At 62.6% G+C, this 21,900-nt stretch carries 23 protein-coding genes, 1 tRNA gene and 1 pseudogene; 10 read left to right on the top strand and 15 right to left on the bottom strand.

The features are described from left to right. Positions 1 to 151: 151 nt before the first annotated feature. The 7 genes from MA07_RS08670 to MA07_RS31175 form a co-directional block, all read right to left on the bottom strand. A complete protein-coding gene (locus MA07_RS08670; RefSeq protein WP_052002969.1) occupies positions 152 to 673 on the bottom strand; it encodes a PfkB family carbohydrate kinase in 522 nt (173 codons plus the stop codon). A 57-nt stretch (positions 674 to 730) separates the two neighbouring features. After that, the gene (locus tag MA07_RS08665; RefSeq protein ID WP_036349403.1) at positions 731 to 2,221 is read right to left on the bottom strand and encodes an L-lactate permease; all 1,491 of its coding nucleotides are present in this window, start codon (positions 2,219 to 2,221) and stop codon (positions 731 to 733) included. A gap of 22 nt (positions 2,222 to 2,243) precedes the next feature. Further along, entirely contained in the window at positions 2,244 to 3,251 is a 1,008-nt protein-coding gene (locus MA07_RS08660; RefSeq protein WP_036349401.1) for a 2-hydroxyacid dehydrogenase, read from the bottom strand. A 42-nt stretch (positions 3,252 to 3,293) separates the two neighbouring features. Then, entirely contained in the window at positions 3,294 to 4,160 is an 867-nt protein-coding gene (locus MA07_RS08655; protein WP_036349399.1) for a universal stress protein, read from the bottom strand. A 26-nt stretch (positions 4,161 to 4,186) separates the two neighbouring features. Then, positions 4,187 to 6,943: a cation-transporting P-type ATPase gene (locus tag MA07_RS08650; RefSeq protein WP_052002968.1), complete on the bottom strand. Its 2,757-nt coding sequence runs from the start codon at positions 6,941 to 6,943 to the stop codon at positions 4,187 to 4,189. Positions 6,944 to 7,071: 128 nt separating this feature from the next. Continuing rightward, complete coding sequence (locus MA07_RS08645; RefSeq protein ID WP_036349396.1) at positions 7,072 to 7,914, bottom strand: universal stress protein; 843 nt, start codon at positions 7,912 to 7,914, stop codon at positions 7,072 to 7,074. Between the two features lie 204 nt (positions 7,915 to 8,118). Further along, positions 8,119 to 8,247 carry a hypothetical protein gene (locus MA07_RS31175; RefSeq protein WP_280114231.1) on the bottom strand — a complete coding sequence of 43 codons (129 nt, stop codon included), beginning with the start codon at positions 8,245 to 8,247 and terminating at the stop codon, positions 8,119 to 8,121. Between the two features lie 248 nt (positions 8,248 to 8,495). Here MA07_RS31175 and MA07_RS08635 point away from each other — a divergent pair. Continuing rightward, positions 8,496 to 8,572, top strand: a tRNA-Trp gene (locus MA07_RS08635). Positions 8,573 to 8,697: 125 nt separating this feature from the next. Here MA07_RS08635 and MA07_RS08630 read toward each other — a convergent pair. Both MA07_RS08630 and MA07_RS08625 read right to left on the bottom strand, forming a co-directional pair. Further along, positions 8,698 to 9,285, bottom strand: coding sequence for a YigZ family protein (locus tag MA07_RS08630; RefSeq protein WP_036349391.1), 588 nt, complete (start codon positions 9,283 to 9,285; stop codon positions 8,698 to 8,700). A gap of 152 nt (positions 9,286 to 9,437) precedes the next feature. Further along, positions 9,438 to 10,146, bottom strand: a pseudogene (locus MA07_RS08625) (IS6 family transposase). A gap of 8 nt (positions 10,147 to 10,154) precedes the next feature. Here MA07_RS08625 and MA07_RS08620 point away from each other — a divergent pair. The 5 genes from MA07_RS08620 to MA07_RS08600 all read left to right on the top strand — a co-directional run bounded on the left by MA07_RS08620 (position 10,155) and on the right by MA07_RS08600 (position 15,484). Continuing rightward, the gene (locus MA07_RS08620) at positions 10,155 to 10,511 is read left to right on the top strand and encodes an SDR family oxidoreductase (RefSeq protein ID WP_280114232.1); all 357 of its coding nucleotides are present in this window, start codon (positions 10,155 to 10,157) and stop codon (positions 10,509 to 10,511) included. Between the two features lie 10 nt (positions 10,512 to 10,521). Continuing rightward, positions 10,522 to 11,784, top strand: coding sequence for a patatin-like phospholipase family protein (locus MA07_RS08615; protein ID WP_152568786.1), 1,263 nt, complete (start codon positions 10,522 to 10,524; stop codon positions 11,782 to 11,784). A gap of 70 nt (positions 11,785 to 11,854) precedes the next feature. Beyond that, positions 11,855 to 12,937: an alpha/beta fold hydrolase gene (locus MA07_RS08610; protein ID WP_036349387.1), complete on the top strand. Its 1,083-nt coding sequence runs from the start codon at positions 11,855 to 11,857 to the stop codon at positions 12,935 to 12,937. Between the two features lie 362 nt (positions 12,938 to 13,299). Beyond that, positions 13,300 to 13,998: an IS6 family transposase gene (locus MA07_RS08605; protein ID WP_036349384.1), complete on the top strand. Its 699-nt coding sequence runs from the start codon at positions 13,300 to 13,302 to the stop codon at positions 13,996 to 13,998. 1,081 nt (positions 13,999 to 15,079) lie between these two features. Beyond that, positions 15,080 to 15,484, top strand: coding sequence for an NUDIX domain-containing protein (locus tag MA07_RS08600; RefSeq protein ID WP_052002967.1), 405 nt, complete (start codon positions 15,080 to 15,082; stop codon positions 15,482 to 15,484). A gap of 394 nt (positions 15,485 to 15,878) precedes the next feature. Here MA07_RS08600 and MA07_RS08595 read toward each other — a convergent pair whose 3' ends face one another. Next, complete coding sequence (locus tag MA07_RS08595) at positions 15,879 to 16,091, bottom strand: hypothetical protein (RefSeq protein WP_036349381.1); 213 nt, start codon at positions 16,089 to 16,091, stop codon at positions 15,879 to 15,881. A gap of 928 nt (positions 16,092 to 17,019) precedes the next feature. Between MA07_RS08595 and MA07_RS08590 the strand changes: the two genes are divergently transcribed. Beyond that, entirely contained in the window at positions 17,020 to 17,295 is a 276-nt protein-coding gene (locus tag MA07_RS08590) for a hypothetical protein (RefSeq protein WP_036349376.1), read from the top strand. Positions 17,296 to 17,465: 170 nt separating this feature from the next. Beyond that, positions 17,466 to 18,176, top strand: a complete 711-nt coding sequence (locus MA07_RS08585; RefSeq protein WP_052002966.1) for a response regulator transcription factor — start codon at positions 17,466 to 17,468, stop codon at positions 18,174 to 18,176. Between the two features lie 36 nt (positions 18,177 to 18,212). Here MA07_RS08585 and MA07_RS08580 read toward each other — a convergent pair whose 3' ends face one another. The 3 genes from MA07_RS08580 to MA07_RS08570 all read right to left on the bottom strand — a co-directional run bounded on the left by MA07_RS08580 (position 18,213) and on the right by MA07_RS08570 (position 20,050). Next, on the bottom strand, positions 18,213 to 18,539 hold the full coding sequence (locus MA07_RS08580; RefSeq protein ID WP_036349374.1) for a hypothetical protein: 327 nt from the start codon (positions 18,537 to 18,539) through the stop codon (positions 18,213 to 18,215). A 308-nt stretch (positions 18,540 to 18,847) separates the two neighbouring features. Continuing rightward, positions 18,848 to 18,985, bottom strand: coding sequence for a hypothetical protein (locus MA07_RS30050; protein WP_160195406.1), 138 nt, complete (start codon positions 18,983 to 18,985; stop codon positions 18,848 to 18,850). Between the two features lie 630 nt (positions 18,986 to 19,615). After that, complete coding sequence (locus MA07_RS08570; RefSeq protein WP_036349371.1) at positions 19,616 to 20,050, bottom strand: nuclear transport factor 2 family protein; 435 nt, start codon at positions 20,048 to 20,050, stop codon at positions 19,616 to 19,618. 235 nt (positions 20,051 to 20,285) lie between these two features. Between MA07_RS08570 and MA07_RS08565 the strand changes: the two genes are divergently transcribed. After that, positions 20,286 to 20,678: an NAD(P)H-dependent oxidoreductase gene (locus tag MA07_RS08565; RefSeq protein WP_052002964.1), complete on the top strand. Its 393-nt coding sequence runs from the start codon at positions 20,286 to 20,288 to the stop codon at positions 20,676 to 20,678. Positions 20,679 to 20,770: 92 nt separating this feature from the next. Here MA07_RS08565 and MA07_RS08560 read toward each other — a convergent pair whose 3' ends face one another. Both MA07_RS08560 and MA07_RS08555 read right to left on the bottom strand, forming a co-directional pair. Beyond that, positions 20,771 to 21,004 (bottom strand): hypothetical protein, encoded by a 234-nt coding sequence (locus MA07_RS08560; RefSeq protein ID WP_152568785.1) that lies wholly within the window; start codon positions 21,002 to 21,004, stop codon positions 20,771 to 20,773. A 257-nt stretch (positions 21,005 to 21,261) separates the two neighbouring features. After that, a complete protein-coding gene (locus MA07_RS08555) occupies positions 21,262 to 21,480 on the bottom strand; it encodes a hypothetical protein (protein WP_036349366.1) in 219 nt (72 codons plus the stop codon). 185 nt (positions 21,481 to 21,665) lie between these two features. On the opposite strand from MA07_RS08555, the gene MA07_RS08550 reads away from it, so the two are divergent. Then, entirely contained in the window at positions 21,666 to 21,866 is a 201-nt protein-coding gene (locus tag MA07_RS08550) for a hypothetical protein (protein WP_036349364.1), read from the top strand. Positions 21,867 to 21,900 lie beyond the last annotated feature (34 nt).

Raw genomic sequence — 21,900 nt, 5'->3', positions numbered from 1 at the left:
CCTCCTCCAGGTTGTCATCGGCGCCGATCCGGCTGAAGCCATCCCAAGCGGCTGCCGGGTCGCGTATCCTGATCTTCTCCCGATGCGGGGCGATCGGGACGGAAGCGCAGGCGCATCAGGACCGGGCGCGCCGATGGTTGCCCAGGAAGCCTCAGGGTGCCAAGGCCCCCTGTTCCTGCGATAGCGCACCGAAGAGGCGCTCCACATCCTCTCGCCTGCACAGCCCGGTGCCGGGGGTCAGGACAGCCGCGGCGCCCGCGGCGACGCCCCACCTGAAAGCCTCCCCGGGCGCGGCGCCGCGGGCACCGCGGCTGTCCTGCCACTCCGATGGAGCGACCTCCGGCCCCTCGGGGACGAAACGGTACTCGAGCCCGGTGGTCCTTTCGAAGACGGTGTGGCTGACCCGCGTATGATCCCTGATCGGAATCCGCCTTCCGCCGATGCCGTTCCTCGTGAGCAGGTCCTCAAGCACCGAGCCTGTCACGCCTCCGGCCAGGTAGACAGCAAGGGAGGAGCCGCCGAGTTCATGGATCACGCGCGTGACGTTGCTCCCGCCACCGCCGGGTTCGAAGCGCTCATTGGAGGTGCGCACCTTGTGGATCGGACGCACGGCTTCGGCCTCGCTGGAGCCGTCGATGGAAGGATTGAGGGTCAGGGTCACGATCGGCTTCATGGGGATGCTCGCTTCAGGGTTTCGTCTGCACAGGAGAACGTCTGTCGCCCCTGATGGTCATGAACTCAGGACCAGCACGAGGAGACCGCCGGCCAGGGTGTAGGCTGCGCAGGCCAGGATAGTTCTGGAGAGAATGGCACCCTCCTGCCCGCCCAGGCCGACGGTCGCGGCTCCTGCGATGATGTTGTGAGGGCAGATGATGTTGCCGACCGCCGCACCGAACCCCTGTGCGGCCACCATGGTCGCGAGCGGCAGCGCGAGCGCGGAGGCGGTGGCCGCCTGGAATTCGGTGAAGAGGATGTTGGAGGCCGTTGCGGATCCGGTCACGAAGGTGCCGAGGACTCCGATTCCCGGCGCCAGAAGCGGCCATGCCGCTCCAGCTTCGCGGGCACCCTCCGCCAGTTCGTGGATCATTCGGGCGTGCAGCATCAGACGGGACAGGGCGAGCATCGCCACGAGCGCGAGCGTGACTAGCGCCAACCGGCGCAGTGCCGCCCGAGAGGCCTTGAGCAGATCCGCAAGGCCACGCCCTTGGGCCAGCCCGCCGAGCACGAACCCCAGCAGCAGGATGGTTCCGGCATGATAGAGCGGCTGCATGCTGCCGCGGAAAGCTCCCAAGATGGACCAAGAGATCTCGACGGAGCGGAGCTGCTCTCTCAACCCAGGCAGCAGCCGGGTCACGAGAATGAGCGCGAGAACGATGCCATAGGGCATGCCTGCCTTCGCCACAGCCCGCCAGTCCTGCTTGCCGGAGGGCTTGGCCCTCCAGCGCAGGATGAGAACGAAGCATGCCCCGCCGATCAGGGCTCCACCGAGCGTCGGGAGCTCCGGCCCCACCATCGCGGCAAACACGGCAAAGGGGGCGAGAAAGCACGTGGCCGCCACAACGCCGCAGCCCCACTGCCGGGCCGTGGGCGAGCCATCCCCCGACAGACGCACGAGGAACAGCGCCAGGATGACTCCGTGAGCACCGTGAAGAAGACCGGTGGCCTGCGCGATGTCTGAGGCGCTCAACGCCACGAGCGAGGCTTGAGCCAGCACAGGCGTTCCGACAGCCCCGAACGACACCCCGGCGGCATGCCCAATCAGAGCGAGAGCGACGGCCTTAACGGGAGAGAAGCCGAGGCTGACCAGAAGGGGCGCCGCCAGGGCGACCGGCGTGCCGAACCCGGCCGCTCCCTCCATGAACAGGCCGAAGAACCAGGCCACGAGGAGAGCCTGGATCCGAGGATCCTGAGAGAGGCCTGCAAGGCCGGCGCGGATCACGTCGAAGGCACCTGACCGGACCTGAAGCTCATAGATCGCCAGCGCGGGAAAGATGATCCAGAGGATGGTGACGGCCGTGAACAGCGCCTCCAGGGCGGAGCCGGCGAGAAGGCCGCCTGCGCCGATGTCGGAATGGCTCCCATCGACAATCCCGAAGACCGTCAGAGCCAGCACGGCCGCCAACCCCAGACCTGCAAGGCCAGCTTTGGCCGCAGGCCAGCGTCGCCCGATCATCAGGACCAGCACGAGCGCCAGAGGGAGCGCAGCATAGACTGCCTTCATGTCGAGCCTGTTCCCGATGCGCTTATCGGGCGATCTTCTCGACGGAGACTTCGTGCACCGCGCGCCCCGTCCGTTCGAACGCAGTGATGTTGCCGATCGTCGTGTCGGCGATGTTGGTGAGCGCCTCCTCCGTGAAGAACGCTTGGTGGCCTGTAATCAGCACGTTCGGAAAGGTCAGCAGCCGAGCGAATACATCGTCGCCGATGAAGCGTTGCGACAGGTCCTCGAAGAACAGATCCGCCTCCTCCTCGTAGACATCAAGACCGAGGTACCCGATGGTGCCGTCCTTCAGGCCCCGTAGAGCCGCCCTGGTGTCGATGACGGCCCCACGGCTCGTGTTGATGAGCATCACGCCGGGCTTCATGCGGGCCAGCGTCCGGGCGTCGATGAGGTGATGCGTGGCGGGCGTCAGCGGACAATGCAAGGTGACGATGTCGGAGAGCGAGAGCAGCTCCTCCAACGGCACGTAGCGCACGCCCATCTGCTCGCAGGCAGCATTCGGCTGCGGATCGTAGGCCAGCACAGTGCACCCGAAACCCGTGAGGATGCGGCAGACCACCTCGCCGATCTTGCCCGTTCCCACCACGCCGGTCGTCTTGCCGGCAAGGTCGAACCCGAGCAGGCCTTCGAGGGCGAAGTTGCCCTCCCGGACGCGGTTGTAGGCCCGATGGACGTTGCGGTTCAGGGTGAGGATGAGCGCGATCGTGTGCTCGGCTACCGCGTGGGGCGAGTAGGCCGGAACCCGCGCCACTGTGATTCCCTCGCGCCGGGCCGCTTCCAGGTCGACGTTGTTGAACCCGGCGGCGCGCAGGGCCACGAGCTTCACCCCCATGGATGCCAGGCTGGCCAGGACGTCCGCGTTCACCTCGTCATTGACGAAGGCGCACACCCCATCGGCGCCGTTCGCCAAGCCACAGGTCTCGACCGAGAGCCGGGCCTCAAGATACGACAGCCGATGCCCGGCCGTGGCATTCGAGGCATCGAGGAAGCGACGGTCATAAGGCTTGGTGCTGAAGACGGTGACATGCATGCAGGGGATCCTTTTCGGTGAAGGGTTGCACGGACCCGAGCCTCAGTGATGGAGGAACAGGGCCGTGGGGCAGGCATTCAGCACCTCCCTCGTGCAGGAGCCGAAGATCTCCTGGATGCCGCGGTGGCCATAGGCTCCCATGACGATCATGTCGGCCCGGAGCGCCTTCGCCGTCCCCAGGATCGTTTCCGCGGCAGTGCCCGCCTCGCGGTCCCCCAGGCCGAGGGCATGTGTCTCGGCCGCCCCGTGCCGGCGAAGAATGATGCACGCCCGGGAGGCGGTTTCCTCTGCCCTGCGGGACGAGGACGGGTCGAGGGTCACGACATGGACGATGCGTCCGGCGGCGAGGCCGAGGAGCGCGAACATGTGGAGCGCCCGGGACGAGGCCGGACTGCCGTCGAAGGCCACCAGAATGGGCGCTTGCGAACTGCCCGCACCCGAGCCGGGCGCCTCATCAGGCACGAGCAGGACAGGCCGCGGCTCCCCCCGGATGACACGGTCGACGCAGAGCGGCAACTCGCAGATCTCGCCATCGACATCGAACATGCTGCGGTGGCCCAACACGATGAGATCGTGCGATGCGGCCTCGGTCTCGATCACCTGGAGGGGATCGCCGTCGACCCGGCGTGCCTCGACCGAGGCCACGCCTGCCGGCTCGGCCTTCTTGCGAAAGCCGTCCAGGACAGCCTCGACCCGCTCGGACGCATCCTGGAGTTCCCGCAGGTCCAGGGCGGCCTTGTACGCCATGCCGCCGAGCGGCACGGCCTCCGGGCGCTGGATCCAAGCCGAGTTGACGATGCCGAGCCCTTCCACATGTGACCGATGGCGGCGAGCCAGTTCCAGCCCCAACTCGCTGGCTTGCAGGCTCGACGGGGAGCCGTCCAGGGCGATCAGGATACTGCGCAGCATGTCGTTTCCTCCTCCTTGTGGATCATTCACTCAGTGATGCTTGAGGACTGGCTTGAGCCCGCACGGCGCCGGAGGCGTTTCTCGCCCTCAAGGATCAGCAGCAAAATTACACCTGTCGCCAGAACGGCCAGTCCGTCACGGAGCGACACGGCCCGCGTGTCGAACAGGGCCTGCATGGGCGGAAGATAGGTGAAGGCGATCTGGGCCAGGACGACCGCGCCGACGCCGACCAGGACGGCCCGGGTGCCCAGGACGCCCTGCCAGGTCAGGGACGGCGCGTGCAGGAAGCGCACGCTGAACAGGTAGAAGATCTCCATCACCACGAGCGTGTTCACCACGATCGTGCGGGCCTCCTCGATCGGCAGGCCGCGCCGGATCGCCCACTCGAACATGCCGAAGACGGCGACGACGAACAGCACCGATACGAACACGATCCGCCACACCAGAAACCTGGACAGGACGGGCTCGTCGAGCCGCCGAGGCGGACGGCGCATCACGTCCGGTTCCGGCGGCTCGAAGGCGAGCGTCAGCCCCAGGGTCGCGGCCGTGACCATGTTGACCCACAGGATCTGGACCGGCGTTATCGGCAGCGTCAGGCCGAGCATCATGGCGGCGATGATGGCAAGCGCCTCGCCGCCGTTGGTCGGCAAGGTCCAGGCAAGCACCTTCTTGAGGTTGTCGTAGACCGTCCGCCCCTCGTGCACGGCGGCGGCGATGGAGGCGAAGTTGTCGTCCGCCAGCACCATCTCGGCCGCTTCCTTCGAGGCCTCGGTTCCCTTTCGTCCCATGGCCACCCCGACGTCGGCCTGCTTGAGAGATGGCGCATCGTTCACGCCGTCGCCGGTCATCACCACCACCTCGCGATCGGCCTGCAACGCCTGCACGATGCGCAGCTTGTGCTCAGGGCTGGTGCGCGCGAACACGCTCACGTCGCGAACCGCGGACCGGAACTCGCCTTCGCTCATCCGGTCGAGGTCGGCGCCTGTCACGGCCATCCCGTTGCTCCCCCGGATCCCGAGCGCCCCCGCGATGGCCGCGGCCGTGGCGGCATGGTCGCCGGTGATCATCTTGACCCTGATGCCTGCCGCCTGGCATTCCCGCACGGCCGCAAGCGCCTCGTCGCGCGGCGGATCGATGAGGCCGAGCAGGCCCAGCATGGTCAGTCCGCCCTCCACATCGGCGAAGGTCAGCGGCTCCGACGGCACCCGCGGCAGTCGTCTTGCCGCAATGCCGAGCACCCGCTGCCCCTGGCGGGCCGCAGCGTCGGCCTGCGCCATCCACCGATCGACATCCAGGGGCAGTTCCCCCGACGAGGACTGCTCCCCGCCACACATGGCGATCACCCGCTCGGGGGCGCCCTTTACGTAGATGACGGCACCGCCCTCGGGCAGGCGATGCAGCGAGGCCATGAAGCGGTGCTGGGCGTCGAACGGGATCTCGTCGAGGCGGCCGAGCCGGTGCCTGAGCTCCTGTGGGTCCATGCCGGCCTTCATGGCAAGGGAGACCAAGGCTCCTTCCATCGGGTCGCCGTCCACGGCCCATCCCGCCTCCGTGCGGCGCAGGCCTGCGTCGTTGCATAGGCATGAGCCCCGTACCGCCTCAAGCAGGACAGGCTGGTCGTCGACCGATACCCGAATCCCGTCCAGCCGGAACTCGCCTTCGGGAGAGTACCCGCTGCCGGTCACCCCGAAGTGCCCCTCCGCAGCAATGACGGCCTGCACCATCATCTCGTTGCGGGTGAGGGTTCCGGTTTTGTCAGAGCAGATCACGGACACGGAGCCCAGCGTCTCCACGGCCGGCAGGCGCCGGATGATGGCGTTGCGCACCGCCATGCGCTGGACGCCGATCGCCAGCGTGATCGTCATCACGGCGGGCAGCCCCTCGGGGATGGCCGCGACGGCCAGGCCGACGACGGCCATGAAGGCCTCGCCCCACGGGGTTCCGTGGACGGCGACTGCGATCCCGAAGACAACCGCCGATACGGCCAGGATCACGCCCGTGAGCATCCGCGCGAACTGGTTCATCTGCCGGACGAGCGGCGTGGTGAGCGTCTCCACGTCGTGCAGCAGGGTCGTGATCCGGCCGATCTCCGTGCCGGCCCCGGTGCCGGTGACGATCCCCATCCCCTGCCCGGCCACGACCAGGCTGCCCGAGAAGGCCATGCAGCTCCGGTCGCCGAGCGCCGCATCCGGCGCGACCGGACCTGTTCCCTTCTCCACCGGGACCGACTCGCCCGTGAGGATGGCCTCGTCGATGCGCAGGCTGCGTGCCCGCAGGAACCGCAGGTCCGCCGGCACCCGGTCCCCGGCCTCGAGAAGCACGATGTCGCCGGGGACGAGCTCCTCGGCCTTGACGGTCTGACGCTCACCGTCCCGCATCACCGAGGCCTGGGCCGAGATCATGGCGCGGATTGCCTCCAGGGCGCGCTCGGCGCGACCTTCCTGGATGAAGCCGATCACCGCGTTGGCCAGGACGACCAGGAGGATCACGGCCGTGTCGACCCAGTGACCCAGGAGTGCTGTCACAGCGGCGGCTGCGAGCAGGACGTGGATCAGGACATTGTTGAACTGCACGAGCAAGCGAGCAACGGCGCTTCGCCGCTCCCCCTCCGGCATCCGGTTGTATCCATGAAGCTCCAGTCGCCGCCGGACCTCGGCAGGGTCCAGTCCCTCGGAGCGAGAGGCGAAGGCGGCCAGCGTGGCCTCGGCGGTCTCCGCATGCCACGGGATCGATCCAAGCTGCCTCCGCCCGTCAGCGTGGTTGAGCCTGTTGACCTGATCCATGAACGCCTCGCTCCGATCACATGTTCACCGGATCAACCCGCAACCGGACCGAAGCCGTTGGGCCGGCTCAAGCAATGGGTAAGCATGAGCACAACCCGCGTCAGGATTGCGAGCTGCTGCTCCTGATCTCAGTACGCCATGAACAAGGGCACGGGGCTCTGCTTAAGCAGGGATTGGGTGACGCCGCCGAACATCAGTTCTCGCAGCCGTGAATGCACGTAGCCGCCCATCACGATCATGTCGGCGCGGGTCAGGGTGGCGTGACTGCGCAGCGTCTCGGCGACGTCGCCTTCCAAAGCCGGCAGCGTCTGGACAACGGCGTTGACGCCGTGCCGGGTCAGGTGCGGCGCGATGCCGGCGCCCAGAACCGTATCGGGCAGGTCCTTCTCTCCGGTCACCGAGACAACCTCCACGGTCTCGGCGGCACGCAGGAATGGCAGGGCGTCGGCCGCCGCGCGGGCTGCACGGCCGCTGCCGTCCCAGGCCACGATGATGCGCCCGGCGCGGAACCCTTCCTGCGTTGGCGGGACGATGAGGAGCGGGCGGCCGCTGTCCATCAACAGGGTGTCGATCAGACCCCGATCGAGGGCGAGGGATTCGGATTCAGCGTCAACGATGGTGAGGTCATGCAGACGGGCCTGCGTTCTGAACGCGGCCAGTAACGCCGGATAGCTGAGATGCGGTGTCTCGACCGAGCAGACCACTCCCGCCATGGCGGCATCGGCCTGCACACCGCAGGCGGCCGCCTGGGCAAGCGCGTGAAGGCGCTGGTTCTCCTCCTCGACGAGGCCGGCCACGACCTTGCTGATCCCGGCACTCGACATGTCCAGCTTGACGGATGCGGCCTGAACGGTGACGTGCGCTTCTGCCTGCTGCGCCAGCGAGAGGCCGTAGCCCAGGGCGGAGGAGGTCTCGTCCGGACCGAATTCCTTCGTCAGGCCGATCAATACGCTCTTGATATTCTGGATCATGTACGATTCCCTCCCGACTGCGGTTCTGATCAGGTCCTTTCAGAGATGTCATAAGCACAGTCAGGAAGATCGCATTGATCTGGCGCAAAGTCACAGGAGGGGATTGCCTCCCAAACCGAAGCACGAGGATCCCAGCGTGCTTTCATGGTTGCTCCACCTCGACATGGACGGTGGGATTTCGTTCGCCCGAGTGCTCGGTGCCGCTCACGACAGGTATACGAAGCCGTTGGCGGATTTAATTCGATCGCCGTTGCAATACTCCGGCTTCGGGTTACCGAGTGCCGGTTCATCGAGAATTTGGCCGATCACGGGCGATGCGTGAACGATCAGCATGAGGTAGGTTGATTTAGCCTCGGCAGAAGAACGAAGGTCCGGAAAGGGTCACGAGCTGTAGATCCGGCCGTCCTATTGAAGGTCGGGTCTGAACACGAAAGCGGACTTTAGCAGTCGATATCGAACCCCGGAGACTCACTCACGCGGCATCTTAGTACGCCCACTCGAGAGCTAACCGAAGCTTGACGCTACCGAGCGTTCGCAGAATAAGACCTCGCCTCTGGCCAGTTCCTGTGGAACAGCCATTCAGGAGTGTAGCTCAATCGGCTAGAGCACCGGTCTCCAAAACCGGGGGCTGGGGGTTCGAGTCCCTCCACTCCTGCCAGCGCGTCGTTACCCTAATCACTTCCCACCATCTGTGGCTATGGGCTCAACAACGTTTGCTGCCTGCAAGGACGTGGTTCAAAGACATCTGGCCGGCACCTCATCGCAGCTCTCACGTCCAGGGCGTCATTGCTTTCGCGTGATCAATGCGCGCCCACTGGTGACATCGGTGATCATCCGGATGATGTGCTCGGCGTTCGCCTCAGGAAGATGCGCGGTGATGGTCACGCCTGCTCCGGTGAAGCTCTCGTTGCGGATCTGAACACCTGAAGCACTGGAAAGCCGTGCCTTCACCAGCGCAAGATCAGAGAACACGACGAAGATGCTTGCTTCCTGAACCGGTATGATCTCAACGCGGGGAGCAGCGCGCAGACAGGCCGCTGCGGTCCCGCCATAGGCCCGAGCCAGACCGCCGCTGCCCAGTAGCACGCCGCCAAACCAACGCGTCACGACCACCGCGACATGGTCGAGTTCGAGCCGATCGATGGCTTGGAGAATCGGCTTGCCGGCAGTGCCGCTGGGTTCGCCGTCATCACTGAACCGGTAGGTCTGACCAGACCGCCAGGCCCAGCAGTTGTGGTTGGCATTCAGATCAGAATGGGCCGAGACGAACTCCTTGGCCTCCTGCTCGTTCGCAAGCGGGCCGGCCACGGCGATGAACCGGCTCTTCTTGATCACCTGCTCGAGCGATGTGGTTTGGTCCAGCGTAAACATGAGCCCCGCCTTACACCCATCGTGCTGGCGAGGTAAGCCGCATCTCAGATCGACACGTCGGGCTCGATCCAGACCTGACGGGGCTCTTCGATGGGTGTTGTCGCATTAACTGCCGCCAAGCGCATTGTTGCCGATTTGGTCGCTAGACAAGCTCAAGCAGCAATGTTGGCCGCAGATTTCCATTCCGCCATGGCGGTGAGGCGGTGAGGCGGTGAGGCGTGTGGCGGGGGCGGAGCGGCTGGAGCGAGGTGGAACGAAGCTATTGCGGACAGCAGAGAACACGCTGACGAACCGCTGCAGGTACCTGGGCGATCGAAAGCCTTGCATCACCCGCTCACGTAGCCGGAACGGCAAATGCGAGTTCTCCGCCCGATTGTTGAGACCCTTGTGCGAGCGGTGTTCGACTTCTGGCATGACCTGACGCCGAGCCGCGGCGTAGGAGCCGAGCTTGTCAGTGATCATCCGCCGGGGTGGACAGCCTTGCTTCCTCAACAGACGCTTCAGCAAGCGTTTGGCCGCTTTGGTATCACGCCGCGTCTGGACGACTTCGTCGAGCACATAGCCGTCCTGATCAACCGCCCGCCAGAGCCAATGTTTCTGGCCAGAGATCGTGACCGCGACCTCGTCGAGATGCCAGATATCGCGTCGGCTCGGCGTCTTGCGCCTGAGGCGGCGCGCATACTCTGGTCCAAACTTTAGCGCCCAGCGGCGGACCGTCTCGTAGGAGACGATGATGCCGCGCTCGAGCAGCATCTCCTCGATCAGCCGAAGGCTCAATGGGAACCTGAAATAGAGCCAGACCACATGGGCGATGATCTCGGGTGGAAAGCGATGGCGTTTGTAGCTGACGGACTCGATCATGCTGGCCTATCTACACCACTCGATCTCAGGTTCGGGTTAACGTGACAACGCCGGCGAAACACGGGATCGTCGGCCTCACCAAGGTGGTCGCGCTCGAGACGGCGGAACAGAACATCACCTGCAACGCCATCTGCCCCGGCTATGTCTCCACCCGGCTGGTCGAGGCGCAGATCGATGATCAGGCCAAGTCACATGGCATCCCGCGCGAGCAGGTCATCCGGAACGTGCTGTTGGCGCAGCAACCCAACAAGCGCTTCGCGACCGTCGAGGAGATCGGCGCTTTCGCCACTTTCCTGGCCAGCGATGCGGCCGCATCCATTACAGGCCCCGCTCTGCCGGTCGACGGTGGCTGGACCGCCCACTGAGGAGGACGCCATGCTCAAACACGTCACACCCGATACCTTCAGAACGGACAAGAGCTCCGACGAAGCGGTGATCAGCGAACTCGAGCGGACGGGAACCGCGCCTGAAGCAATCACCGAACAACGGCTCCCGGACATCGTGCCGGCCCGCCGGCGCCGGATCCCAAAGGAACTCGGCCAGATTGTGCTTGTTCTGCAGGGCGGCGGCGCGCTCGGGGCCTATCAGGTTGGAGCCTATCAGGCCCTGCAAGAGGCCGGTGTCGAGCCCGACTGGGTCATCGGCACCTCCATTGGCGCCATCAACGCCAGCCTGATCGCCGGCAACGCTCCGGAGGACCGGCTGGAGCGGCTCCGGGAGTTCTGGAGCCGCATGCAGCACGAACCGTGGATGGAACTTCTGGGCGCTTGGTCTCCTATGGGAATGTTGGCAACGAACCTGACAACGATCGCCCATGGCATTCCGGCCTTCTTCAGGCCGAACCCTCTTGCTTTTCTCGGCCTCCAGGTGCCTCTCGGATCAGAGGCCGCCGGCTACTACGACACCTCGCCTCTCGCGCGGACCTTGTCCGAGCTCGTCGACTTCGACCGGATCAACGGACGGGAGACGCGCCTGACGGTGGGAGCGGCCAATGTGCGCACCAGTGAGATGCGCTACTTCGACAACCGCGACATGGATCTCGACGTGCGCCATGTCATGGCGTCCGGTGCCCTGCCCCCGGCCTTTCCGGCGGTGCGCATCGACGGCGATCTCTACTGGGACGGCGGCATCCTGTCGAACACGCCGGTCGAGGCGGTGTTCGACGACAACCCGCGGAAAAACTCGGTGATCTTTGCGGTCCACATCTGGAACCCGCAGGGACCCGAGCCGGACACGATCTGGCAGGTGATGAGCCGGCAGAAGGACATCCAGTATTCCAGCCGTGCGGTGAGCCATATCGCCCGGCAGAAGCAGATCCATCGGCTGCGCCATGTGATTGCCGAGCTTGTGCGCCGGCTGCCGGAGAAGGAACAGAAAAGTGAGGCTGTGCGGGAACTGGCGGCTTATGGCTGCCTGACCCGCATGCACGTGGTCCGGTTGCTGGCGCCGCCCTTCGAGGGCGACGACCACACCAAGGACATCGACTTCAGCCCGCGGGGCATCCGCCGCCGCTGGGAGGCGGGCTATGCCGACACGAGCCGGGTTATGGAGCTGGCGCCCTGGTCGGGCGACTTCGATCCGGTGGAGGGCTTCATCCTGCACGAGGCCCGGCCCGGTGTGATGATGACAGCCGCCTGAACGCAGGCACAAATAGCTCATGGTCGGAAGCCGGATCGGTCCCGACCGTCCCGTATGAAGGCACGTGGCCATGAAGGCTGAGCCTCCCCTGTGGAACCCGTGGCTGTGGCCAGTCGTTGCGACCGCCTGCGCGGGCGAGGCTGCCCTGCATGCTCTCAGGCAGGTGTTCATCAGCGCGAGCCCACCCGGACCCATTGGCCCCGAGCCGGCCTGGACAACGCCACACAGCATCCGCCTGGACTTGCCCACCGTCCGGGTCCGGGAGTTCTCGCACGGTCCGGGAGGCTTGCCCACGCTGGTCGTGACGCCCTTTGCGCTGCATGGCGCCACTCTGGCCGACCTCGCGCCCGGGCACAGCCTGGTCGAACGTTTGCTGGCCGAGAGGCTGACAGGCATATGTGTCGTGGAGAGCAAATCGGCGACGGCATCGATGCGCTTCCTCTCGATCGACAGCTATCTGGCCGATCTGGCGGTGGTCGTGCAGGACCTCGGGGGACAGGTGAACCTGATCGGGCTGTGTCAGGGGGGATGGCTGTCACTGATGCTCGCAGCACGGTTCCCCGAGATGATCTGCAGTCTCGTGCTGGCGGGCTCGCCCATCGACCTCGACGCCGCGCCATCGCGTCTTGTTGCTGGCACGCGCGCCACAGCGCCGGCAATCTTCGAGGGTCTGGTTCATTCTGGCGACGGGCTGATCCTTGGGTCCCGTATGCTGGACTTGTGGGGCTCCGCCCCACCCGATCTTTCGACAACTCAACAGGTTCTGCAGGTTAGGGAGGACATCTGCGACGACCTGGTCGAGCGCTACCGGCAGTGGCATCAATGGACCATCAATCTTCCGGGACCTTTCTACCTTCAGGTCGTGGAGCAGCTGTTCCGGCGTAACGAACTGGCGCGAGGCGAGTTCCGGGCACTTGGCCGGGTGGTTGATCTCTCCGCTATCAAAGCGCCGCTGTTTCTCCTGGCCGGACGGGATGACGACGTTACGCCTCCGCCCCAGCTGCTTTCGGTTCATGACCGGGTTGGCACTCCCCCGCGGCAGATCCGGACGGCCGTCGCCCCATGCGGCCACCTCTCGTTGTTCCTGGGCGCCCGGACGTTGCGGCACGAATGGCGCCAAATCGCAGGGCATATGCGGACGCTCAGTTCATAGCTGGTGGGGAACCCAGGCTTTCATAATCCCAGCGATCGAGACGAAAGCCAGACGGCCTTTCAGTGCGAGGCGGCTCCTGCTCATCATAAGCCTGAAAAAGTCGGGTCCGATCAAGCTGCCGCAGGAGAATGATCATGAACATGGAAGTCCCCCCTCCCGTCGCGGCCATGGGGGAATGCCGGTCGGCAAAGTGACTCTTGTCACGGGATCGCCAGCGGAATTGGTTTCGGCACTGCTCACGCCTTCGCCTCTGCGGGAACCTCGGTCGTCAACGGCTTCGGCAAGCCCAACGGAATCCGTCGCAAACTTTTCGTTTCAGAGTTTCAGCTACGGTGACCATAGTCACAGGAGCGGAGACAGGGATGTTCAAAGGCAGGCATTTTGACCGGTCGGTGATCCTGCTCTGCGTCCGGTGGTATCTGGCTTACAACTTCAGCCTCCGAAATCTAGAGGAGATGATGGCCGAGCGGGGGATCTCCGTCGATCACGCGACCATTCACAGATGGATTGTGCGCTACTCGCCCGAATTGCTGAAGCGCTTCAATGCACGCAAGCGAGCCGTCACTGCCAAGTGGCACGTTGACGAAACTTACGTCAAAATCCGAGGTGAGTGGAAATACCTCTATCGAGCCATCGACAGCAATGGCGACACGGTCGAGTTCTGGTTCAGCGAACGACGGAACCTCATTGCTGCCAAACGGTTTCTGCGCAAGGCGCTCAAGCGGCACGGCCGACCCGAGCGGATCGTCATCGACGGCAGCCAGACCAATCGGGAAGCCATCCTGTCGTGTGATGCCGAGAGCCGGCTGCAGGACAGATCGGGGTGCAAGCTGCAGCCGATCAGGATCCGGCAGAGTGCCTACCTGAATAATCGCACCGAACAGGATTATCGCGCCATCAAACGCCGTGTGCGCCCCATGCTCGGCTTCAAATCCATTGCCTGCGCCCGCGTGATTCTGGGTGGCATCGAGCTGATCCATATGATGCGCAAACAGCAGGCGAAATATGCCTGCAATCAGCGGCTGTCACTCGCCGAGCAATTCGAGCGGCTCGCTGCATGAGCGCGTAACGAAGACCTGCCATTGTCGCGTCCCTACTCCGGATATGCGACGGAACCGCTTGGTACCGGCTCTGATCGGGAACTCAGGAAAATGCCGGAAAAGGCCTTGGGCCTATGGTAGCGGAGGTCCGATACCGCCTTTCCCCCATGACGCGAATCCCTTGATTTCCTTCAGATCGAACTGAAGCCCCACGATCCCGTTCTCTATACGTTCTATTTTCGTCGCTTCCTGTGGGGCTCCATGGTCGAACGGCTGAGCGATTTTCCATGGGTGATCGTCCGGATTGATTGTCCCCTTTGTCCTCACCGCAAGGGGCATTATCGGCTGGCTCGGCTTGCCGAGAAGTTCGGAGCGGACATCCAGCTATGTGATCTGATCGACCAGATCGCCTTCGACTGCCTAGAAAGTCCCTCCCGTGGGAGCGACCTCCAGGCGAGTATGATCCCAGGTGCAAGGCTCGGTTCACAGATCTGGATGCGATCAGCCGTCCTCCCCCGGACCTCCCGCCGATGATGCGGAGGTTCAAGGTTATCCCAGGCGGGAGGCGCTGAGGGAACAGCGGGAACCCAAGCCCTGTACCTTTGTTGGCCAAACACAACCTACGCCAGCAGAGAGGCCAAGCCGATGATCTGCCAGTTCTGCCAGCAGGACGTACAAGACCCCTGTCACGATGTACAGGAGATGCGCCAACGAGCCATGAGCCACGTGGACCGCTGCGAGGTGGCCCTGAAGGGTGACCTCAGTGATGAGATCAATCCAAGTGATGGCCAGAGTGCTGGGAGCATCTGAGCAGGGGGCATTCAGATGGCGAAGAACCCGTGGCTGAGCCTCTGGCTGAGTGCAGCAAACACCTGGGCCGGTGCCGCCCGTGGCCTTTGGACGGCGGAAATGCACCGTCAGCAGAGGGCGATGCTGAACGAGATGACGAAACCCGCAGCGCGCCCTACCGGTAAGTCTCGGTTAGCGAAGAAAGCATCGACTGGCTCGCGGAAGAAGTCTAAAGGCTGATGCAGGACTGTTGCATTCTCACTCCCTCCCAGGCTCAGCCCCTGCCCTGTCCAATCTCACCTGGGTGGAGGCAATGATCCGTTATGAAAATACCCCCACGGTCGTGGTGGTGCTGGTCCCCCTCAGGAGCGGTTTGCTAATGATCCGACGCGCTCTATCCGGCGAGGGGTACGGCAAGCTTGCTCTCCCTGGTGGCTACCAGATGCTTGGTCAGACGTGGCAGGAAGCTGGTGCGCAGGAGGTACTGGAGGAGACGGGCGTTTTGATCGTCCCTGACGCGCTCCGGGTCGTAGAAGTGGAAACCACGCCAGATCGGCGGCAGAATCTGCTCTTCTGCAAGAGCCCTCCTGTCGAGCACGAGGGTTCATTCACCCACGATGCCGAGGTCTCGGAAGTGCTGGTCATCCACGAGCCTGTTGAGACTGCCTTCCCGCTGCATACACGAATGGTGGAAGCATTCTTTCAGCAAGTGCTGTGAGCATCCGGTAGGCGCTCAGGCTCTATCGCTTCAAAGTTGTATGCGCTTGCCGCATAGCAGCAGCTATAAAAAAGGGCAGCCGCGCTGCCCTTTTGTGCTTGCCGTTTGAACAGGCAGATCCTATTTTTGCAGTGCGATATGACGATTGGCGTCGTCCTATCGCTGCCCTTCTTGGGCGTTTCCTCCCTAAACTTCGGGCCGCTCGCAAGAGTGGCCTTTTTTCTTGGGTGTTCTGCTTTTGCAACATAGGTTAAGAATTTGCAAGTAGATCGCGCGGCTTTAACTGGCCTACTGCGACTAAAGTATACCCTCCCCTCATTCGCATGCTCGAGCGCCAAGCATCCACCTTCACGGCTGACAGCGGTCGGTTCAACTTCTAAAGCTGAGAATGACTTCAGGTCGGGTGACCTTCGGTGTCGTCGATCTCAGGCGACTGCTCGACGGGGATTTGCTGATCCGGCACCTTGGCACTCTCCGTTGGATCGTGTTTTTCGTCCTTGTGCGCCGGGTTGCCGGTCCCATCCTCCTGCACACCGCTGCGGCGACTGCTGTTAACACTCATGTTTTCCAAGCCTGTGTCTTGGTTGGGCTGCTTGTTTCCTGTCATGGCCACTTCCTCGGGACATCACATCCTGCGGGAGAACGGTGGTCGCGGTGCTCGGTTGCCGAACTTATCCTGTCACCGCATGTCTGATCCGAGCCGCAGCTTCCATGGGTTCGATGCCATCGGTGTACCAGTCCAAGAGCGCCAGATAGAGGCCATTCCGCAGAAGGGGGTGGTGCTCGGAGGGAAGGTGTTCCTCGACAGCCGTAAGGTATCGCGAGAAGGGCTTTAGCATCGAACCGACCTCCGCTGATGTTCCTCACTCTGGGACAGTGCTCTCCCAGGTAGAGCACCAATGGAGCAGCATTTTGGCTTTCACCCTCTGCCCAAACTTCCGCCTTCTACTCCTGCAACTCCACTCAACTCCGTCTGTCCTTCTTCTTGGGTAGGGCACGGATCGGAACCTCCCCTGCCCTTGAGCGATGACTTGGATTCCGTGCTCTACCGGCTGCGGGACCAGCCATGCCCGCCGATCCTGAAACGACCTTACAGGAGTTGCGTCACCGGATAGCCACCGAGGGTCTGTCCAAGCTCACTGGCGAGGAATTGCGCTCGTACAAGCGGGAGGATCGGCGTGGCCCCAAGCTCATGCAGCCGCCTCTTCCTAGAAATGTACTCAGCTTGTCGGGGGAGGCACGGCGTCTGTTTCGTCGGAAGAGTGACCCAGAGTGGCCGTGGGGGCGGTGATCGTACCTGGAAGTCCAGCGCAAAATTGTTTTAGCCGATCATCGTTCGGGGATCTGAAGGTACTCGGAATGAGCCAAACGGCGGCTGCGCTTCGAGAAGGTGGTGGCGCATTGGAACGACACTTTAGCTTCGAAGGAGCCCTATCGTGGCGCGTCCTCTCACAATGGTTGATCTGTTAGGCTCGGCTTTGTGAACGGCATCGCCACTGGCGAGTTTACCCTCCATAGGTCGGAGGGGTGCACCCATGGCCGTGAAGTACGTTTTGATCCTCATCCTCAGCAGCGCAAACCCTACGGAACAACATACCGCCCAGGCTTGGGATAGGCTGTTTCCAAGCTATGATGATTGCCTGGAACAGGCGTCGAACCTCGACATGCAGAACGCAGTTCTGAAGGACTGTAAGATTGTTGAGGTTCCGGGCGAGGGACTACGAAAGGAGGACGTTGTGCTCACGCCTGAAGCAAGTGTGCTTGAGGAACCTGACCAAACCGGCACCTCGACACAGCCGCCTAAAGAATGACAAGGCCACCGGAACACCGGGGCAACTCGATGGGCCTATGGCTCTTCTGATGCAGAGAGCACCCCTTAGGATTACTATCCTTATGCACTGCTTACTCTGCGCTATTCCCCGCCCATCCTTGATGTTCCGAAGAACAAGGTTTTGTTCTGCGTACAGGGATAGACCGGTAAATGTCTGGCGACGCTACTAAAGATCGCAAAGAGTTTGTCACCATTCTGATCTGCAACAACCGGTTGCTTTCTACAGGACTCGAAGCTCTCCTAGCCAATACCCGCTTCGCCATATCCGAGGGCGGGTTTGATCAGCCATCACCTCGGCAACCCCGCCTTCATACGCAACCTGATCTGTTCATCGTCGATGCCAGCAACTCTTCGGAGAACACGCTTGAGATCATCAAGCGATTGAAGATGCAGCAGCCCAATGCTCGGGTGGTCATGGTTGCTAGTCACTTCGATGTTAGCTTCGTTCGACTCGGGTTCGGCGCGGGGGTTGATGGCTTCTGTCTATCCACGATTGATCGTGAGGTTCTGATCAAATCACTTGAGTTGATCATGATGGGCGAAAAGCTGTTGCCGGGGGCGTTGCTTCGTCCGATGCTCAGCCAGATTACTTCGGGCGCTAAGCCGGATCAAGACAGCCCTATGGCAGAGCCATTGCCGGTTGATCCGGGGATGCACAAGCTTTCAAACCGAGAGGCCGAGATACTGCGCTGCCTGATGCGGGGTGAGCCCAACAAGGTCATCGCGAAGAAGCTTGATGTTACTGAGGCAACGATCAAGGTTCACGTCAAAGCCATCCTGCGCAAGATAGGCGCTGCTAATCGTACCCAAGCTGCAATGTGGGCTGCGGAGCGTTTCACAACGCGGGACGGCAAACCTTGATGCGGAGCGCAAATGGCTCCCTATTCAGCCTCTAGCTCAATGGTGTTCGTTGCCCGAGCTTTCGTCCGCGAGCCGCTTGATCTCGAATACCGCAGCACTGATGAACGCGGAGAACACGAGGAACATTGTCACGGTTCCGAGCATCCCCTCCTCGATGGCAGGGTTCGCCCCAATCAGCGCAATTAGCGCTAGGGCCGGGATGCCAAGCGTGATCGCGGCAAGAAGGTAAATTGGATTGGCTGGCTCCTTAGACGAGCGAGCCTTATGAACCTGACGCACCGGGGCTTCCTGGGTCAAAGCCTTGATTGTGGTAGAGGCATCCAGCAGACCCAGATCCGATACGTTCATCGCTTGCTGCTTCATGGCGATCCTCCGGTGATTTGTGCTTTACAGAAGTGTGTCGGGCAATCTGAGGCTTCGCAAGTACCTCAACGAACCAGAGCCGAACCAAAGGGGGTATTCCCCCGAGCCTTGAGCCCCTTTGGCTTCAGCCATTGTCCACAGCCCCAGATTGCGTCAGGATCTGTGATCCGGAAAAGCTCTTCCATACTGATCCCCATAGAGATGACGTACTGGAGCATCTTCGCCCAATCGGCTTGGAAGGTGTCCTGATCAGCCCATTTACGACAGCGCCTATGCGGAGGTGGTGCTCAGAGAGCGGACGCCTCCTCTCAGAAGCAGAGGTGATCCATCCTGTAGAGATTACCGGTAATACTCGGACCAGCACCGCCCTGCCGCAACAGTTCGGAGCGGTCTTCAGCCACCGCAGCCTCGTCATAGCCTTCGACGACCAGCACCCAGTCGGCCACTGCATCTTGACCGCCCCGAAGGGCCGTTTCGCGGGTTGGTGCCCTGCTCCGATCCCGATCCGCAATCAGGAGATGCGCGGCACAGAGGCCCTGTTGGTGCGCAAGAGACTGCGCCTCGCTCGTCAATACACCGCGCAGATGTGCCTCGCGTCCGAGTTCAGGAGAGAACCGGATGGTCTGAAGACAACGGCCTGCACCCGATCCGCTCGATGCAGCAACTCGGCATAGGCTCCGGTTCATGTTCCGCAGCGCAGGCATAACTTGCTGGGTCCAGTTCGTGGGATGGTTTAGGTGCTCCAGGTATGTTTGGGAGGTAAAAACATCGGGGGCTGTGACGGTGTACAAGACCAGAAACTGAGGCCCAGAGCCTACAACGGAGTACCGGCGACCCTGGAGGAAACCAGGGATCGCGAGGCGCTCCCTCATGTGCTCATGGGAGTGCCAGTCGAGGTACACGGCCTCGCGGCCCTCCTCAACATCATGCCATGCGATCAGCGCTCCGGACCCCGCCCAGCCCATTAGCACCTCCCTGGAAAGTCATCTCCACACCGTCCGTCTGATCAGTGCCCTACTCCAAGCCCTGCTTGCGACGCTTGAACCATGCCCGACAAAGGGGCGCTTCTTGACGCCTCACTGATCACGGTCATTCCGGTTCCAGACGTGCACGAGCATCTTCCAGTCACTCCCGGCCTTCTGGACCAGAGCCGTGCCTTTGCCCTGGAACTCCTGGGGTGATTGCCCCTTGGTTCGCCCGATTGTGGTGAAGATCACGTGTGCCCTGTCGTTGCCAAGCGGCTGGGCATCGACGACGGTGACCTGTTTGAGTTCGGCTCGCTGCGCCTCGCCTTTCCAGAACTCCGCGATGCTGCCCTGTCCTTTCGCCATAGGTGCTTGAGGCGGGAGGATAGAGGCATCCTCTGCATAGAGTTTCAGAACCGCGTTGAGGTCACCCTTGGCGTAAGCCTCCACGAAGTGATCAGCAATCTTCTGGAACTCGGCTTTATCCTGGGCGGATGCAGGCAGCACAAACAAACAGAACGCAACAATCAGCGAATTCATACGCATTGTCGCCTCCCGATGCAGGAAGCAAGCATTATGCCTCAAACAGCATTAGTCGGGAAAGTGTTCAGCCAACTATTCTGAGCTTTTGAAAGGCAAAGCTTAACAGCTAAGCTTTCTTGTATGTCGTGGCCGACTGGACACCTCACCCGGCTCACAAAGATAGGAAGCCGACGGATGTACTCCATGAAGTGCTCGCAATCCTCAGTATCACCGCGCAGCGTCGGAGCCAGCCGTTCACGTGCGTCTGCTTCCGGCGCCGGATGCTCACGCCGCCGATCTTCTCGAGGCGGACGGATATCTCTTCGGCACGCCAGAGAACCTGGCGGCCATAGCCAGCCTGATGAAGGATTTCTTCGACCGCACCTACTATCCGGCTCTGGATCGCATCAGTGGGCGCCCCTACGCAACGCTGATCTGCGCCGGCAGCGACGGTCACAATGCAGCTCGTCAGGTTGAACGGATTGCGACTGGATGGCGGCTCAAAGCCATGGCTGATCCGCTGATCGTCTGCACTCACGCGCAGACGCCAGAGGCGATCATTGCCCCAAAGGCTGTCGGCCCAGACGATCTGAACCGCTGTGAGGAGCTTGGGGCCGCTCTCGCAACAGGGATGAGTATGGGGGTGTTCTAAGAGGCCCGGAGTAGGTGCCAATCGGAGCAAACAGGCCCTGTTGTGAGGAGCCGTCCTTGGGGTAGACGAAAGAGTAGACGATAGGCTGACCCTCAATGTGTGGCGTTGGAGCTGCCCTCGATCGCGCCGCCCTTCTCCAGGACGATCTGCCCTAAGGCGGAGAGCGCGTGCGCCATCAGATTGGACCGGTCGCTTTCAGGCGCGAGCAGGATCAGGTCTGCGAGGCTCTCGACGATCATGGATGCCATCTCGACCAAGTCAGTTTCGCCGCGCTCGAAGCGCTCCTGCACCAGTTGATTGATCTCGCAGTGCAAACAGTCGGACATCTCATCCCCCCTCTATGGCAGCGGGTTGCATCCGGCCTGCGCACGGCACCCCTTAGCAAGGTTTCTGGGAACAACCTAACAGGGTCAGGTGCGCACGAGCGGCCGTGACAAGCAGAGGGCAGCGTACGCCAGGCCTAACGGAAGTGGCACAATCATCTGCCGCGCCGCGGTTGCAGCGACCGCGCCAGCTCGCGAATGACGTCATCCTCGATGCCGAGTGCATCGCCTGCTGATTTGTCTGAGCGAGTGCTCACCAATCAGGCAACGCCGGCGAACTCGAAGAAGTCACGGATTGTGACAAGCGGATTGCCGCTGTCCAGCAGAACGCCATCGGCCGGATCCCAGCCGCGCTGATGCAGGTAGGAGTCCCGGTCGAACAACAGCAGGCCGATGATGGTCTCGCAGACGATGCGGCTGCCCACCTCCCCCAGCGAGTTGCCGTTGGCGCGGACGGTCCTGGAAGCAGTATAGGCCAAAGGAGAGCTTCGACGCGGAAGATAAAGGGAGTAAGCTGGAGTTAACGGCCTCTCATGGTCTGGTCCGCTAGACCGCGCTGATGGTGAGACCCTGACGCCCGCCAATCGGGAGACTGCCCAGTTGCGCCGACTTCACCTGTTCGGCTGAAGGTTATCATCATGGGCTTGGTTGGAGGCTGAAAGCCATGCGTCATCCCCGTCATGACCAAGCGGCGGAGTACCGCCGGCAGGCGCAGGAGATCCGGACGATTGTCCAGACGCTCTCGATCGACGAAGCCCGCGAGCAGCTCCGGGAGGCAGCCGAGCGCCTTGAAACGCTGGCGGAGGAAGAGGAGCGCAGGGCTCACGCCAACAGCTCTGGTCAGAAGCCTCAGCCAGAGGCATAGGTCCTGTTGGTGGGACAGGGTAGCCTTGAATTGG

The organism is Microvirga sp. BSC39 (assembly GCF_000739015.1).
Lineage (GTDB): Bacteria > Pseudomonadota > Alphaproteobacteria > Rhizobiales > Beijerinckiaceae > Microvirga.
The sequence above is the reverse complement of the archived record's forward strand: the minus strand, read 5'-3'. Positions and strand labels throughout refer to the sequence as shown.

What these genes read in the sequence shown, in the direction of transcription:
- MA07_RS08670 (WP_052002969.1), bottom strand. Translation starts at nt 673, where the DNA reads ATGAAGCCGATCGTGACCCTGACCCTCAATCCTTCCATCGACGGCTCC.
- MA07_RS08665 (WP_036349403.1), bottom strand. Translation starts at nt 2,221, where the DNA reads ATGAAGGCAGTCTATGCTGCGCTCCCTCTGGCGCTCGTGCTGGTCCTG.
- MA07_RS08660 (WP_036349401.1), bottom strand. Translation starts at nt 3,251, where the DNA reads ATGCATGTCACCGTCTTCAGCACCAAGCCTTATGACCGTCGCTTCCTC.
- MA07_RS08655 (WP_036349399.1), bottom strand. Translation starts at nt 4,160, where the DNA reads ATGCTGCGCAGTATCCTGATCGCCCTGGACGGCTCCCCGTCGAGCCTG.
- MA07_RS08650 (WP_052002968.1), bottom strand. Translation starts at nt 6,943, where the DNA reads ATGGATCAGGTCAACAGGCTCAACCACGCTGACGGGCGGAGGCAGCTT.
- MA07_RS08645 (WP_036349396.1), bottom strand. Translation starts at nt 7,914, where the DNA reads ATGATCCAGAATATCAAGAGCGTATTGATCGGCCTGACGAAGGAATTC.
- MA07_RS31175 (WP_280114231.1), bottom strand. Translation starts at nt 8,247, where the DNA reads ATGCTGATCGTTCACGCATCGCCCGTGATCGGCCAAATTCTCGATGAA.
- MA07_RS08630 (WP_036349391.1), bottom strand. Translation starts at nt 9,285, where the DNA reads ATGTTTACGCTGGACCAAACCACATCGCTCGAGCAGGTGATCAAGAAG.
- MA07_RS08615 (WP_152568786.1), top strand. Translation starts at nt 10,522, where the DNA reads ATGCTCAAACACGTCACACCCGATACCTTCAGAACGGACAAGAGCTCC.
- MA07_RS08610 (WP_036349387.1), top strand. Translation starts at nt 11,855, where the DNA reads ATGAAGGCTGAGCCTCCCCTGTGGAACCCGTGGCTGTGGCCAGTCGTT.
- MA07_RS08605 (WP_036349384.1), top strand. Translation starts at nt 13,300, where the DNA reads ATGTTCAAAGGCAGGCATTTTGACCGGTCGGTGATCCTGCTCTGCGTC.
- MA07_RS08600 (WP_052002967.1), top strand. Translation starts at nt 15,080, where the DNA reads ATGATCCGTTATGAAAATACCCCCACGGTCGTGGTGGTGCTGGTCCCC.
- MA07_RS08595 (WP_036349381.1), bottom strand. Translation starts at nt 16,091, where the DNA reads ATGACAGGAAACAAGCAGCCCAACCAAGACACAGGCTTGGAAAACATG.
- MA07_RS08590 (WP_036349376.1), top strand. Translation starts at nt 17,020, where the DNA reads ATGGCCGTGAAGTACGTTTTGATCCTCATCCTCAGCAGCGCAAACCCT.
- MA07_RS08585 (WP_052002966.1), top strand. Translation starts at nt 17,466, where the DNA reads ATGTCTGGCGACGCTACTAAAGATCGCAAAGAGTTTGTCACCATTCTG.
- MA07_RS08580 (WP_036349374.1), bottom strand. Translation starts at nt 18,539, where the DNA reads ATGAAGCAGCAAGCGATGAACGTATCGGATCTGGGTCTGCTGGATGCC.
- MA07_RS08570 (WP_036349371.1), bottom strand. Translation starts at nt 20,050, where the DNA reads ATGCGTATGAATTCGCTGATTGTTGCGTTCTGTTTGTTTGTGCTGCCT.
- MA07_RS08560 (WP_152568785.1), bottom strand. Translation starts at nt 21,004, where the DNA reads ATGTCCGACTGTTTGCACTGCGAGATCAATCAACTGGTGCAGGAGCGC.
- MA07_RS08550 (WP_036349364.1), top strand. Translation starts at nt 21,666, where the DNA reads ATGCGTCATCCCCGTCATGACCAAGCGGCGGAGTACCGCCGGCAGGCG.